Genomic DNA, 13,912 nt, shown 5'->3' with positions numbered 1-13,912 from the left:
TCGGGGGTCCGGATCGCGCGCGCGAGATGGCTCTCCCGGAACGCGGCTGTGAATCGTGGCCACCAGCGTGTAGGGGGTGCCGATGCCGTCACAAGACCCGCCCGCGAATCGGTGATAGATGGGTCCTGCTTTGTCGCCGCCGATTTGTCGCAGGAACCGTCGCATCTGTCACACGTCGCGCCGATCACCCCTCGCATCACCGGCCCCCTCCCCACCATGTGAAACAGGTATTCGAAACGACCCCAGGGGAAAAAATGACCGAGAACACCACCGGCACGGACTCGACCTCGAGCGGCCGCCCGAGCGGCCTCTCCCGCCGCACCATCGTGAAGGGCGCGGCGTGGTCGGTGCCCGTCGTCGCGCTCGCCGTGGCTGCTCCGGCGGCGTCGGCCTCGACGCTCGGAACACTGGAGTTCACGCAGCCGAACTACTCAGGTACCGGGTGCGGGACGATCACCAACGTCCAGGTCCGACTCACCACGGACGGCACGACCCCCGACCCCGCGAAGGCCATCACGGTGTCGCTACCCACCGGGTACACGTTCGCCGACGGGTCGACGTCCTACACCGGGACGACCGGAAGTGACGGCACGATCACGCTGCCCGCCATCACCGTGCCGAGCGCCGGCGGGTCGAGCACGTTCACCGCTGTGTCCGGCAGTCTGACTGCAGCGGCGCCCGTCTCGGCCACCGCCAGCACCGGCACGGCTCAGAACTTCAGCGGCGGCGCCCCGGGCGCTACGTACCCCGCTGTGCCTTCCAACGCCACCGCCATCAGCGCCGGCTACTTCCTGACGCCGGACGGTCAGCTCTGGTACGGAAACTCGCTCATGGCCACCGGCGTCACCTCGGCGCAGGGATACGCTGCCGCCCTCGCCGACGCCGCGGGCAACTACGTGACCTGGATTGACGGAAGCGGTGGCCACGTCAGCAATCAGGGCACTGTCGGGAGCAACACCTTGTCGTTCATCCCGGCGGGATCGACCGCGCTGGCCGCCGGCTACTTCCTTGCCCCGAACGGCGACCTCTGGTACGCCCTTCAATCGAGTGGTCCGATCGCGACCAATGTCACATCGGCGTTCGGATACAGCGGGCCCGGTGCCACCGGTGCACCCACGAACTACGTCAGCTTCGTCACTGCGACGGGCGCAACGTACACCGTGCACGAGGCCTCGGTCGGCGGCTCGTCCGGCACCCTTCCTACCGGAACGAAGGCCGTCGGCCCCGCCTACTTCGTGGCTCCGAACGGCGACCTCTACTACAACGGCGGCACCACCCCGATCGCGACGGGCGTCACCTCCGCACGCGGGTACAACGTCGGCGGAACCAACTACCTGACCTACGTGAATGGCAGCGGCGGCGCAACGATCGGGAACGGGAACGTCAACGGGAACTACAACGCGAACGTGCCAGCAGGCTCGACGGCCCTGAGCGCCGGCTACTTCCTCAGCCCCAGCGGCGGTCTCTACTACACCAACGGCGCGACCCCGATCGCGACAGGCATCACCTCGGCGCAGGGCTGGCACAGCCCGAACGGGGGGAACAACTTCGCACACGTGATGAAGCCCGCCTGCTGACACGAAGGGGGCGACAGAGGCCGCGCGTCCAGGACGCGCGGCCTCTGTCATCCTCCGGCGCCGTGGTCGGTCGAGGTCGTCGGGTCACGAACCGCTCATAGCGGCGATCTCGGGGAATCACCGGAGAGTGCCGATGTCGCTCTCTTCCGAGAAGGCATGCATCGCTCGAGTCATGGCTCCGACGGTCCGGAATCCGGACCGTCGCGCGATCTCCAACAAAGCGGCGCCGCGTAACGAAGTACTGTCAGCGAACAACTCGCGCGCTATCCGCGTTCTTTCGCGCCGGATCTCTCCCAGGGGCGTCGAATTCGCGGCGGCGAAGACACGATGCAGGTGCCCCCGAGAGATGTTAGCGATATCGGACAACTTTCCCACGGTGAAATCCAGCGACTTCGCTTCGGCTCGTATGATCGCCCGCGCCGTGCGGAGGTGTCGGAGCGTGTCGACGTCCCGTGCGTGAGCATCGAAAGCGGTCGACTCTTGGAGCGCCGCGAGAAGGAGATTGTCCACGGCCGCGCCGAGGGTGCGAGCGCCGAGATCATCGGGGTCGATGGATGAACCGAGGATCTGATTGAGCACGCTCGTGAGGGCGAGCCAGTAATCGCTCACGCCGGGGTGCGGTCCGGACGTATCTGCGATCGCGTGTTCGCGGAGGCCGATACGGGTGGACTGCGTGACGACGCTGTACAGGGCGATGTTCGTCTCGGAGCGGAGCACCGCGCGTGACCGGCTGCTGACGAGCAAGAGACTGCCCGGGGGGAAGGCGGCGAGGCAGCCGTCGAGTTCGACGTCGACGGTGCCCTCGACCAGCAGGATGACGGTGACTTCGCCCGCACGCGGGGCTTCGTTCGGACGAAGCACGTACTGCCCCGGGGAGAGCCATATCCGCGACGAACGCACAGCGCCCGCAGCGAACGTATCCGCGATGACCTGGGTCGCTCCGGCCGCGGCAATCCACCCGCGCGCGCGCAGCCACTTCACGGCATCCGTCCCCGACAGAGTGACGCCCCGTTCCGCGCCGGAGACGAACTCCGCGCCTATGAGGCCTGCTCTGGTGAGCATGGATCGGTAGAGAGAGGGACAGCTCGAAGGCGATACGCGGTTCGGGGTCGGTGCACAGGCGAGAGGGAGGGCATTCCGGCTGCCGCATCGACCATCGATCTCGTCACCACGACCCCCGCATCTCTTCTTCCATCCTTTCCACGAGGTCCGCCCCGGCTGCGCTGGCGGAAAGGATGCGAGGGAAATTGGTCTCCCCACGGCCGAGAACTCGCGCGCGAACACCGGAGGTAGTGGCACAGCTCGGGACCCGAAGCCACGACCGGAGTACGACCGCCCGGGCATATACCGGCAGGACGCAACGTTGAGAAACTCGCAGATTTGTGCACTTTCCTCTCATGGCGCGATACCGGGAAGGCATCCCGCGAAACGAGCTGGGAGCATTCCCGACAAAGCAGTGCGGGGGCCTGACTACAAATCTCGATACGGGGGACGACGTGACGACGATCGGGGCCGACGCGGCAGCGAACTGTGATGATTTCGGATGGCAGCCGCGGGGGGAGATCGACCCGAACCTCGTCGCCGAGACCGTGCAGAACTCTCAGTACGGCTACGGGCGCGCGTGGTCGCAGAAGTCGGGCTATTCGCTCCGCCCCGATACCCGGTTGCTCTATCTCGTCCACACGGTCGAGGGGGGATTCGATTTCACCGTCGACGGCACGGCCGTGCGCAGCGAAGCTGGCGAGGTCGTCGTGTTCGATTCCGCTGCGCCCGCCACTGCGCAGACGCTCACGGATACGGCGCGGTACGTGTGGTTCGTCCCGGCAGTGCGCCTCTCGGCCGCACAGGGGGTTCTCCCCCCGCACGAACCCCTCGCGCTTGCGACCGGTCCGCTCCAGGGCTTGATCTCGCTGACGAATGCTCTCCTCAACAGCGGAGCGTCGACGTCACGGGCCGCACACGATCACATCGGTCTGGCCATGGAGAACATGCTCGTGGCGGCGCTGCACGAGGACATCACGTTCACCGACGAGGACGCGATGAACCGGGATGGCCTCTTCACCGCTGCGGTGGCGGTCATCCGTACGCGATTCCGCGATCCCGGGTTCGGGGTCCCCGAGCTCGCCCGTGAACTCTCCGCCAGCGTCAGTCACGTACACCGCGTCTTCACCACGATGGGGACGACCCCTCGGCGTGAGCTGGAGCGTCACCGCCTGGAGGAGGTGGCGATGCGCCAGGCCCTGGCCCCCTCCCCACGGGAGATCATCGAGGCGTCGGGTTTCAGCTCGGTGCGACAGTATCGGCGGGCCCTGGCCCGCAGCCAGGGGATGGTGGTCGCCCGCGCGCGCCAGAACGCGACCCTCTGACGGGGCGGCCGCGCTCTCGCCTTCACACCGCGGACGTCACCGCCGTCCGCGGCATCCCTCCGGGCCCACCGTCTAGATGGAACCCCCGACGCGTGGACTCAGAACCGCAGAGCGCCGAGACGCCGCATAGGGGTCCGTCACCACGCGGCTCTCCGTGTCGAACACCATGCCGACGGGCGATCGCGACGTGACGGGCGGCCAGCCGGGGTCGCCCCTGCGGATGAACGAGACCCAGGCGTCGTGCATGGCCGACGCGAGCCAGCGCGGAGGATCGTCGCCGAGCACCTCGTCCGCCCGCGGAGCGTCGAGCAGGTTCCACACGAAGGGCAGCTCGAGACAGTGCATGGCCATTCCCAGGCCGGGGCTGCGCCAGCGGAAGTCGTAGAGCCAGGACTCTCCGTCCCGGGCTCGAACGAAGGCATCCACGGGTCGCCGGAAGGTGCGGTCCGTGACGAGTTGACCCACCAGCGCCGCGGAGGAAGACACGCGCATCTCCTCCATCACCGCGGCGGTGACGTCGCCGGGGACACCGCGCCGCCCGAGGAGCTCTTCGGGCGTGGAGGCGTCGAGCTCCGCCGCGACGCCGAACACCGTCATGTTGAACTCGTGCGCGGTGGTTCCGATCAGGATCGGCACCTCGCCCGAGGGGACGGCAGAATCCCGCGGGAGCAGGAGCCCGTCCACCACGGGCGCAAAGTACAGATCCACGCGCCCGTCGTCCTCGAGGGCACGGTCGAGCGTCTTGTCGGCGCCCTCCGCGGCGAAGGGAACGAGACGCAGTTGCGCGTCGAGCACATCGTCGATATCGATGTCGGCGAGATCGGCCAGGGTGGTGGGGCGCCCGAGCTCGGCGGCCATCTCTTCCGAGCGGCGCTGGGCGGTGTCCCTGTCGAGAGCCCCGATGGCGGGAGACTCGAGGATCGCCTGGTGGAACAGCCCCGCCGCCGCCGGCGAAGCCAGCAGGGCGGCGACCGCCCCGCCCCCCGCACTCTGCCCGGCGATGGTGACGCGATCCGGGTCGCCGCCGAACCCGGCGATCTCGGCTCGCACCCACTCGAGGGCGGCGATCCAGTCGAGGAGAGCACGGTTGTCGTCTCCGCCGGCGACGAGTCCGAAGCCCTCGAACCCCAGCCGGTAGGACACCGAGACGACCACGACACCGTTCTCGGCGAAGCTCGACCCGTCGTACCACGGGCTCGACGGGATTCCCCCCACGAAACCGCCGCCGTGGATCCAGACCATCACCGGCAGCGCGGCGTCGCGATCGGGCTCGGGGGTCCAGACGCTGATATGAAGGGTGTCGTCACCCGGCACGCTCTCCTCCGGGATCGTGGAGAACGGCATCATCGGACGACGTTGCGGCGTGGCGCCCGGCTCGACGGCCGCGCGCACCCCCGACCACGGGCGCCGGCGCTGGGGAGCGAGCCACCGGCGGGTGCCGACGGGAGCCTCCGCGTACGGGATTCCGAGGAACACCGCGGTGGAGCCGACCCATCGCCCCTCGACGAGACCGCCGGTGGTGCGCACGCGCGGCCCCCCGGCCCCCCGCGTGGCCGGAGTCCCCCGCGTCGACGGCGCGGTCATCGGGACTTACGGATCGGCAGGATGAACAGGCTGGCCAGGAGGACCCAGACGATGGCCCAGACGAAGAGCGCCTGGTAGCCGAACGCCGCCGAGATCATCGCGGCCAAGACCGGGCCGATCGCCTGAGGCAGAACCGTCGCGATGTTCATCACCCCGAGATCCTTCGCGATGCGCGAGGGGTCGGGCAGGACGTCGATGATCAAGGCCATGTCGATCGCCATGTACGTGCCGAAGGCGATTCCGTTGATGGCGGCCCAGATGTAGAACGCCTCGATCGACGGCGACAGCAGAGGGGGCACCAAAGCGACGGCCATGCCGATGGACGCCCCGATGACGAGCGGCTTGCGCCGACCGATCCGGTCCGAGATCCGTCCGAACACGATCGACGACAGCAGAGCGCCGACCATGGTGATCATGCCGACGACCCCGATCTGCACGTTGACCTCGACGAACTCGAGGCCGACGTAGGCCAGCAGGAGGTTGAAGACGAATACCTGCACGGCCCAGTAGCCGAGCATCATCAGGAAGCGCGCCACGAACGCCCACGCGAAGTCGGGGTTCCGTCGGGGATTGACCCAGAAGCTCTCCGCGAACGAGCGGAGGGTGACGCGCTCGCGCGCCAGAGGTGTCGAGGAGCTGTCGGGATTGATGAGCACGAAGAGGAGGATCACCGCGAGGAACACGGCGCCGAAGATGATGTAGACGGGATCGCCCACCGCGTTGACGAGCTGACCCGCGGCGATCGCCCCGAGTGTGCCGCCGACGATCGAGGTGACACCGAAGAGCGAAGAACTGATGCCGCGCCTGCTGTAGGGAACGCGATCGGCGACGGTGGCCTGGAACGGTCCGATCACCACGTTGATGGCGATCTGGACGAGCACCCAGAACACCGTCACGGTTACCACCGAGTTCGCGGTCTGCAGTCCGTACGAGAAGACGAGACCGGCGACTCCGCCCGCGAGAAGGAACGGCGCGCGGCGCCCCATGCGGCTGCGGGTGCGGTCCGACAGCATCCCGACCAGCGGCTGAGTGAGCAGCGTGAAGATCGCCGAGACCGCCAGGATCTGTGCGAGCGTCGCATCGCGGGCGACTGCATCCGTCGGGAAGAGACCGTACGTCTTGCCCGGGAGGAGCACCCCCGCCAGTCCCGACGGCAGAGCCATGAGGACGGTCCCCGTGATGAACAGGGATGCCATGTAGGTACTGAGCTGACGCCCGATCGGATAACGACGCGAGGCGCCGGCCTCAGTCTCCGCGCCGGGCGCCACCGTCGGCGTGAAGGCGGATGAATCAGTGTTCGACATTGGTGTCTCCCCATCGAGAATCTTGGACTAACACGAGTTAGTCTACGTTAGCACGCCGGCTTCGCCGGCACTCGGACAAGTTGAGGAGATCTCGCGATGCGTACTGCGACCTGGCGTCAGGCATCCGATGGATCGCTCTATCGCGACCTGAACGGGAACGGGGTGATGGACCCCTACGAGGATCAGCGGCTCTCGGTCGACGCTCGGACCGAAGACCTCCTCGCCCGTCTCTCGCTGGTCGAGAAGGTCGGTCTGATGTTCATCACCGTCGCCAATCCGGATCCCGCCGCGGACGACCTGGTCGACGACACGGGTCGCCCGGGGCGCCGCGACACGCGCGCTCTGCTGTCCGCGCACGTGAACCATCTCAACGTGCACCATCTCGGTTCGGCCATCGATGCCGCGCGCTGGACGAACGAGCTGCAGTACCTGGCAGAGACCACGACGCCGCACGGAATCCCCGTGACCGTGTCCACCGACCCGCGCCACGCCTTTCAGGAGAACGACGGCGTCTCCCTGCGCACACCCTTCTTCTCGACCTGGCCGGAGCCGTTGGGATTGGCCGCGCTCGGCGACCTCGACGTCATCCGCGACTTCGGCGCGATCGCGCGATCCGAATACCGCGCGATCGGCCTGACCGCGGCGCTCCACCCCAGCCTCGATCTGGCGACGGAACCGCGGTGGGCTCGGCAGTACGGCACGTTCGGCTCGGACGCTGAGTTCGTCGCCCGCGCGTGCGGGGCCTACCTCGACGGCTTCGAGGGCGAGACGCTAGGCCCCGACAGTGTGAGTTGCACGATCAAGCACTTCCCCGGTGGCGGCCCTCAGAAGGACGGGGAGGATCCGCATTTCCCGTACGGGCGCGAGCAGGTCTACCCCGGCGGGGACTTCGAGACGCACCTGGCCCCGTTCCGCGCGCTGGTCGAGCGGGGCGTCTCCGGGATCATGGCCTACTACGGAATGCCCGTCGGTCTTTCCCGGCGCGGTCGACCGGTGGAGGAGGTGGGCTTCGGTTTCCACCAGGAGATGATCACCGGGATCCTGCGCGGCGAGCTCGGCTACGACGGCGTGGTCCTCACCGACTGGGGCCTCGTGACCGACTCGGAAGTCGCCGGTAAGCGTCTACCCGCCCGCGCGTGGGGGCTCGAGACCGCGAGCAGGCGCGAAAGGGTGCGACGCATCCTCGAGGCGGGATGCGATCAGCTCGGCGGGGAGGAATGCGTCGACCTCATCGTCGAGCTCGTCGAACGGGGCGAGGTGCCCGAATCCCGGATCGACGAGTCGGCCAGACGGATCCTGCGAGTGAAGTTCGCGCTCGGCCTCTTCGACGATCCGTACGTCGACGAGGCCGGGGTGGACGAACGTGTCGGAACCTCAGCCGCGCGTGCGGCCGGACAGCGCGCCCAGGCCCGCTCGCTCACGATGCTCACTGCTCCGCATCCCCTCCCCCCGCTTCGGCCGGGCACCCGGGTGTTCGCTCCCACCCTGCAGGCTTCCGTCCTCACGGACAGAGGGCTGGTTCCTTCCGACGACCCCACCGGGAGCGACCTCGCGATCATCAGGCTGGACGCCCCCTACGAGCCGCGCGACGAGTTCTTCCTGGAGAGCAGCTTCCACGCCGGCAGCCTGGACTTCGCACCGGAAACACTCCGCGAGGTGGCGGACATCGCGAGCGCGACCGCGACCGCCGTCGTCGTCCACCTCGACCGGCCCGCGATCCTCACTCCTCTCGTCGAGTCACAGGTCACCCTCCTCGGGGCGTTCGGCGCCTCGGACGAGGCTGTCGTCCAGGTGTTGGCGGGAGAAGAGGAAGCCGTGGGGCGCCTCCCCTTCGACATCCCCCGATCGATGGATGCCGTGCGGGCGTCGCCGTCGGATCGTCCCGGAGTGGACGATCAGCTCTTCCCCCGCGGCAGCGGCCGCATCGCACGGCGATCAGGACACGCGGGTGGTTGACTGAGAGGACGAGCAGAGGAGGAGCGAGATGCAGCAGTCCCGTCCGGTGACCAGCAGCGACGTCGCCCTCGCCGCCGGCGTCTCCCGTTCCACCGTCTCCTTCGTGCTGAACGGCAACGACACCATCGCCCTGGCCGACGAGACCCGCGAGCGGGTGCGCCGCGTGGCGCGCGAACTCGGTTACGTCCCGCATTCCGGAGCCCGAGCCCTGCGGAAGGGGTACTCGTCCCTCGTCCTCATGCCCTCGCCCTCCGGTCCGGTGGGGCATCTCCTGAGCTCCTGGACCGATCAACTCGAGGAGGCGTTGAGTGCGCACGGCCTCACGTTCGTCACCTATGGCAGTCGTCATCTCGCCCCCGCTGACGCGGCGCGCGCGTGGTCGGAGCTCCGCCCCGTCGCGGTGCTCACCATCGGCGGGCTCAATCTCCCCGACGACGCCGTCGCCCTGCTCCGTCGCACGGGCACGCGCGTCCTCATCACGACGGGAGAGACGCCCCAACCCGGCATCCTGACCCTGATCACGCAGCAGGCGGAGGCGGGGAGGATCGCCGTCGAACACCTCATCGCCACGGGGCGACGGAGCCTCGCCGTGCTGATCCCCCGAGATCGTCAGCTGCAGCACATCGCCCGCAGCCGCGCCTCCACGGCCCGATCAGCCGCCCAGGCCCGCGGAGTGCGGCTGACGGAGCTGTCCATCGATTACACGCGCGAGTCCGCCGAGGAGGTGGCCGCGGCCCTCAGCTCAGCAGGCATCGACGGCGTCTACGCCTACGACGACGACTACGCGCTGCTCCTGCTGGGAACACTGCGCAGTCAGGGAGTCGACGTCCCCGGCTCGGTCGCCGTCGTCGGCTCCGACGACCTCGTCGCCGGCTCGGTGGCACAGCCGCCCCTCACGACCGTCCGGATCGCTTTCCCCCACGCGACCGTGGTCGCGGACGACATCCATCGACTCATCACCGATCCCACGAGCGAGCCCGGATGCGAATGGGCCGAGGCGCCCCGGTTGGTGGTCCGCGAGACCACCGCACCGATCTGAGACGGTCTCGCGACGGACGTCACCCCAGCGCCAGCGGCACCGCCATCAGCACCGCCGACGCGCCCATCGCCAGCGGCGGAAGCCGCACGATGAGCGGACGCTCGCGGTGCGTCGTGACGAACAGCACGACCCCGCCCACGGCATACGCCGCCACCCCGACGAGGGTGAGCAGCACGAGCGGCAACGCGCCCGCCCCGTGATGGGACGAACCGGGGGATGCCGGGACGTGCGCGGCGAGCAGCAACGCCGCCATCAGCACCGCACCGAGGGCGTCGAATGCCCGCATCCGCCGGTCAGCCGTCCGCCGCACCGGCCCCGGCACCACCGCGACCAGCGCCGCGACGAGCAGCGCTGCGGCCCAGAACACGGCCGGCACCCGCCCGCCGCCGACCACCATGTCGCCCATCGCGAGGAGCATGAGCGCGGCGATCAGGAGCTCGCGCACGCGCGCGGCGGGGCGGTCGGCGGCGACGCAGCACGCGCCCGCCGCCGTCGCCACCAACGCCCCGGCGTGCAGCACCTCCCCCATCAGTGCCCGTGGTGCCCGTGGTGGTCGTGCCCGTGTGCGGAGTGGTCGTGACCGCCTGCGTCGTGCCCGTGGAACGCGTGGCCCTCGGCCACGGCCCCACCGGAGCCCGCAACAGGCGCATGGCAGTGGTCGCCGCCCGAGGACGGCGGCAGGTCGAGCGAGGGGTTGCGGGTGAAGAAGCCGTCGGGCTCGAACCGCAGACCGATGCGGTGCACCGGCATGATCGGCCATTCCTCGGGCTTGGGGTAGTGGTGCACGCCGACGATCGGCCAGAGCACGAGCTCCGCCCCGTCGAGCGGGCGGTCCGCCTGCTGCCACGCGGTGATGCCCTCGGCCTCGAGCGGCGCCTGGTTCGGGTAGTCGCCCGTGATGAAGCGCTCCGCCGGGTCGTACGCCGTGGCCCACAGGTGCTTCGAGACGAACGGCGCCTTGCGGGCGACGACGCTGCCGGGCCGGGCGAACAGGCGCGTGGTGTGCATCGCCGAGAGGCGGTAGGCGGTGTTCTCACCGAAGCGGTTGGTGCGCTCGGTGTTCTCGACGCGCCAGTGCACCGCACGAGACGCGTCGGCCATGCGCCCGGCATCCTTCTCGGACGCGATGACCTCCGACACCATCTTGACGGCATTGCCCCAGGGGTTGAGCTCCTCGTCCTCCTCGACCTCGGCGTGCACCTCGACCAGGCGGTTCTTCGGTCCGTCGATCGCGGTGTCCATGCGCACGGCGAAGTAGTGCTGGTGCGTGGGCGCCTGGACGTTGGGGCTCACCATGCGGCCGAACGGCGGCATCTTGCCGTCGTCGATTCCCGAGACCGACAGGATGCCGGTGAGCTTGATCTCCAACTCGATCGAGCCGTCCTGGTACAGCGACCAGTAGAAGCCGTAGTCGTAGTTGGCGACGGTGGCGAAGAACGAGATCACGAGGCGCCGCGAACGGCGGACGTCCGCCTCGCCGGTGCGCGTGTTGACGTGCTTCCACAGGATCGAGGAGTCCTCCTCGTGCAGGCACACGCCGTTCGTGATCGTCTGGGCCTCGCCGAGGCCGTCGAGCACGTGCGCGTCGAAGTAGTGGATCTCGCCGAGGCAGTCGCATCCGAGTTCGAGGGATGCCGTGAGCGGACCGGCTCCGTACTCGCCCCAGTCGAAGAAGTTCTTGCGGTAGGCCGTGGGATCGGAGTCGAGGTACGGGACGTACATCTCGTTGACCGCCGCGCGACGGAGGACCGGACGCCTGACGTCGCCGTCGCGGTAGGCGATGTCGTGCAGCACGAGACCCTCGCGATGCGTGAAGCCGATGCGGAACGACCAGTTCTGCCACGTGACCTTGTGGCCCTCGACGGTGAAGCCGGGACCCTCGGGCTGGGTGATCTCCAGCGGGGCGACGGTGCGGTCGGGTCCCCAGGTGCCCGAACGGTAGTTGCCGCCCTCGCTCGCCATCGGGATGACGCCGTGGTCCTCGATGCGGATGATGTCGAGCGTCTCGAGGTCGAGGATCGGCACGAGGCCGGCGACCGGACGCGCGTAGCCGTTGTCGTCCGCGCTCTCGCGGTACCAGACCGTGCCCCACGACAGACGGCGGTCCATGAGGTCCTCCGGCTCGAAGCCGGTGATCGACTCGGGGTCCACCCACACGTGCGTCGTGTCGGTGATGCCGCGCTTGGCGAGCGCCTCCTTCAGCAGCGGGTGCTCGCGGGCCGCGCGGGCGATCGCGCGCGCCTCGTCGCTCGAGACACCGGGGCGCTTGGCATCCACGGGCGACCACGAGCCGAGCGAGGCCGGCCGGTCCGTGCCAGAGGTCCAGGCCGTGACCTCCCACGCGGCGTGGGCCGCGGGGTTCATGACCACCAGGCGCACCGGGCGCCCCTGCCCCGGGGCGAGGCTGCGGGCCAGGCCCTCCTCGACGGCGATGCCCCAGAAGCGCGGCTCCGACCCGATGCGCTCGTCCGCGCGCACGAGCGCGGTGACCTCGACGATCTCGGTGGGGGTGAGGGGGTCGCTCCAGTGCCGTTCGGCGGTCATCGGGTCTCCTTGGTGCGGTGGGGCTTGGTGCGGTGGGGCGGGTCAGGGGGTGGGGACGAGGACGGCGACACCGTCGGCCCGGGGGTCGCTCGCGGCGTCGCGCACACCGGCGGAGCCGACGCGTCGGACGAGCTGGACGTGGCCGGCCTCGTCCGCGGGCCCGGCGAACGCGGCGATCCCGAGCCCCAGCGCGGCGGCGCGGACGTTCGCCTCCTCGGCGGTGCCGGGCTCGGCGACGAAGGTCAGTCGGTCGTGCCCGAGGTCGCGGTCGCCGATCACCCAGCGTGGGCGGGCGAGGAGCTCGTCCAGGTCGGTGGCGGGGTCGATCGCGTCGGGCAGCAGTTGCGCGAGGATCCACGGCTGCGCCCGTCCGCCCTGGCATCCGGCCACCACGGTCACGTCGCCGCGATCGACGATGGCCGGGGCGAGGGTGTGGGGCGGGCGTGCGCCGGGCCGGACGGCCGCGGGCGAGGACGGGTCGAGCGAGAACGCGCTCCCCCGGTTGTGGAGCAGGATGCCGGTCTCGGGGTCGAGCAGCCCCGAGCCGAAGGTCTGGTAGACGCTCTGCACGATGGTCACGGCGTAGCCCTCGTCGTCCATCGCGACCACCGCGGCGGTGTCGCCCTGCGGGCGCGGCTCCCCGGGCCCGCCGGGCGCCGGGCCCTGCAGCGCCAGGAGCGCGGCGAGATCGACCGGCCCGGCGAGGGGATCGCCCAAGTGGGCGCCCCGCGCGTGCGCTCCCCGCACGCTGGCCTCCAACAGGGCAGCGGCACCCGGGTCGCCCTCGGCGGCGGCGGCGACGCCCAGGAGCACGGCCCCCACGGAGGGCGGCGGAGCCACGCTCCATACGGCGCCGCCGATCCGCTCGCTGAGCGCGTCGACGACCTCGGGGCGGTAGCCGGCGAAGTCCTCCGCGGTGTGCGTGCCGCCCCCGGCGCGCAGCGTGCGCACGAGAGAGTGGGCGATGTCCCCGCGGTAGAAGGCGTCGGGGTCGTCGGCGAGGTGCCGGAGCGACCGCGCCAGCGCGGGCTGGACGAGGGCGTCCCCCTCGACCAGCAGCGCATCGTCGCGGGTGAACACCGCGCGCAGGCCCGGGTCAGAGCGGATCGCGTCGGCGCGCGAGACGAGAGCACGGTCGAGACCGGCGCTGACCGGGATCCCGTTCTCGGCGACGTCGGCGGCGGCCTGCAGAGCGCGCCCCAGCGGCAGGGTGGCGCCGAGCTCGGCGATCGCGCGCCACCCGGCGAGCACGCCCGGGACGGTGACCGAAGCGGCTCCCGCGCGGGGGATCTCGCGCCAGGAGGCGGACGCCTCGGCGATGGCCGCCGGTGCGGTCCCGGCCGCGACGACCGCGGTCGTGGAGCCGTCGGGGCGACGGACGAGCGCGATGACGTCACCGCCGAGGGCGCACTGGTGCGGATAGACGACGGTGAGCATCGCTGCCGCGGCGAGCGCGGCATCCAGGGCGTTGCCCCCGACGGCGATGGCGGAACGTCCCGCGTCGACGGCGGCGGCGTGAGGGGCGGCCAGGGCGGTGGTCAT

10 protein-coding genes are annotated in these 13,912 nt (G+C 70.0%); 4 read left to right on the top strand and 6 right to left on the bottom strand.

The genetic code is table 11. The features are described 5' to 3' along the window. Nucleotides 1-254 precede the first annotated feature (254 nt). The gene (locus AC3E6M_RS14835) at nucleotides 255-1,577 is read left to right on the top strand and encodes a hypothetical protein (RefSeq protein WP_490530385.1); all 1,323 of its coding nucleotides are present in this window, start codon (nucleotides 255-257) and stop codon (nucleotides 1,575-1,577) included. A gap of 117 nt (nucleotides 1,578-1,694) precedes the next feature. Here the strand turns inward: AC3E6M_RS14835 and AC3E6M_RS14830 are convergent, their stop codons facing one another. Beyond that, complete coding sequence (locus AC3E6M_RS14830) at nucleotides 1,695-2,861, bottom strand: helix-turn-helix transcriptional regulator (protein WP_490530384.1); 1,167 nt, start codon at nucleotides 2,859-2,861, stop codon at nucleotides 1,695-1,697. Between the two features lie 212 nt (nucleotides 2,862-3,073). Here AC3E6M_RS14830 and AC3E6M_RS14825 point away from each other — a divergent pair, with 212 nt between their 5' ends. Then, on the top strand, nucleotides 3,074-3,943 hold the full coding sequence (locus AC3E6M_RS14825) for a helix-turn-helix domain-containing protein (protein ID WP_490530383.1): 870 nt from the start codon (nucleotides 3,074-3,076) through the stop codon (nucleotides 3,941-3,943). A gap of 72 nt (nucleotides 3,944-4,015) precedes the next feature. Here the strand turns inward: AC3E6M_RS14825 and AC3E6M_RS14820 are convergent, their stop codons facing one another. Both AC3E6M_RS14820 and AC3E6M_RS14815 read right to left on the bottom strand, forming a co-directional pair. Beyond that, nucleotides 4,016-5,470 (bottom strand): carboxylesterase/lipase family protein, encoded by a 1,455-nt coding sequence (locus AC3E6M_RS14820; protein WP_490530382.1) that lies wholly within the window; start codon nucleotides 5,468-5,470, stop codon nucleotides 4,016-4,018. Between the two features lie 53 nt (nucleotides 5,471-5,523). After that, nucleotides 5,524-6,831, bottom strand: a complete 1,308-nt coding sequence (locus tag AC3E6M_RS14815; RefSeq protein ID WP_490530380.1) for an MFS transporter — start codon at nucleotides 6,829-6,831, stop codon at nucleotides 5,524-5,526. Nucleotides 6,832-6,927: 96 nt separating this feature from the next. Here AC3E6M_RS14815 and AC3E6M_RS14810 point away from each other — a divergent pair, with 96 nt between their 5' ends. Together AC3E6M_RS14810 and AC3E6M_RS14805 are read left to right on the top strand one after the other, a co-directional pair. Further along, nucleotides 6,928-8,787, top strand: a complete 1,860-nt coding sequence (locus tag AC3E6M_RS14810; protein ID WP_490530379.1) for a glycoside hydrolase family 3 protein — start codon at nucleotides 6,928-6,930, stop codon at nucleotides 8,785-8,787. A gap of 28 nt (nucleotides 8,788-8,815) precedes the next feature. Next, nucleotides 8,816-9,826: a LacI family DNA-binding transcriptional regulator gene (locus AC3E6M_RS14805; protein ID WP_490530378.1), complete on the top strand. Its 1,011-nt coding sequence runs from the start codon at nucleotides 8,816-8,818 to the stop codon at nucleotides 9,824-9,826. A gap of 19 nt (nucleotides 9,827-9,845) precedes the next feature. Here the strand turns inward: AC3E6M_RS14805 and AC3E6M_RS14800 are convergent, their stop codons facing one another. The 3 genes from AC3E6M_RS14800 to AC3E6M_RS14790 are packed head-to-tail and all read right to left on the bottom strand — an operon-like array spanning nucleotide 9,846 to nucleotide 13,912. After that, nucleotides 9,846-10,355, bottom strand: coding sequence for a hypothetical protein (locus tag AC3E6M_RS14800; RefSeq protein ID WP_490530377.1), 510 nt, complete (start codon nucleotides 10,353-10,355; stop codon nucleotides 9,846-9,848). Then, nucleotides 10,355-12,370 carry a primary-amine oxidase gene (locus AC3E6M_RS14795; RefSeq protein ID WP_490530376.1) on the bottom strand — a complete coding sequence of 672 codons (2,016 nt, stop codon included), beginning with the start codon at nucleotides 12,368-12,370 and terminating at the stop codon, nucleotides 10,355-10,357. Before AC3E6M_RS14795 ends, AC3E6M_RS14800 begins: the two co-directional genes overlap by 1 nt. A 42-nt stretch (nucleotides 12,371-12,412) precedes the next feature. Continuing rightward, nucleotides 12,413-13,912: a gamma-glutamyltransferase gene (locus AC3E6M_RS14790; protein ID WP_490530375.1), complete on the bottom strand. Its 1,500-nt coding sequence runs from the start codon at nucleotides 13,910-13,912 to the stop codon at nucleotides 12,413-12,415.

The sequence above is a fragment of the Microbacterium sp. SCPM-O-B-15248 (M128) genome, from assembly GCF_058214835.1.
Note: the sequence above shows the minus strand (reverse complement) of the source record. Positions and strands in the feature narration are given on the sequence as shown.

What these genes read in the sequence shown, in the direction of transcription:
- AC3E6M_RS14835 (WP_490530385.1), top strand. Translation starts at nt 255, where the DNA reads ATGACCGAGAACACCACCGGCACGGACTCGACCTCGAGCGGCCGCCCG.
- AC3E6M_RS14815 (WP_490530380.1), bottom strand. Translation starts at nt 6,831, where the DNA reads ATGTCGAACACTGATTCATCCGCCTTCACGCCGACGGTGGCGCCCGGC.
- AC3E6M_RS14810 (WP_490530379.1), top strand. Translation starts at nt 6,928, where the DNA reads ATGCGTACTGCGACCTGGCGTCAGGCATCCGATGGATCGCTCTATCGC.
- AC3E6M_RS14805 (WP_490530378.1), top strand. Translation starts at nt 8,816, where the DNA reads ATGCAGCAGTCCCGTCCGGTGACCAGCAGCGACGTCGCCCTCGCCGCC.
- AC3E6M_RS14800 (WP_490530377.1), bottom strand. Translation starts at nt 10,355, where the DNA reads ATGGGGGAGGTGCTGCACGCCGGGGCGTTGGTGGCGACGGCGGCGGGC.
- AC3E6M_RS14795 (WP_490530376.1), bottom strand. Translation starts at nt 12,370, where the DNA reads ATGACCGCCGAACGGCACTGGAGCGACCCCCTCACCCCCACCGAGATC.
- AC3E6M_RS14790 (WP_490530375.1), bottom strand. Translation starts at nt 13,912, where the DNA reads ATGACCACCGCCCTGGCCGCCCCTCACGCCGCCGCCGTCGACGCGGGA.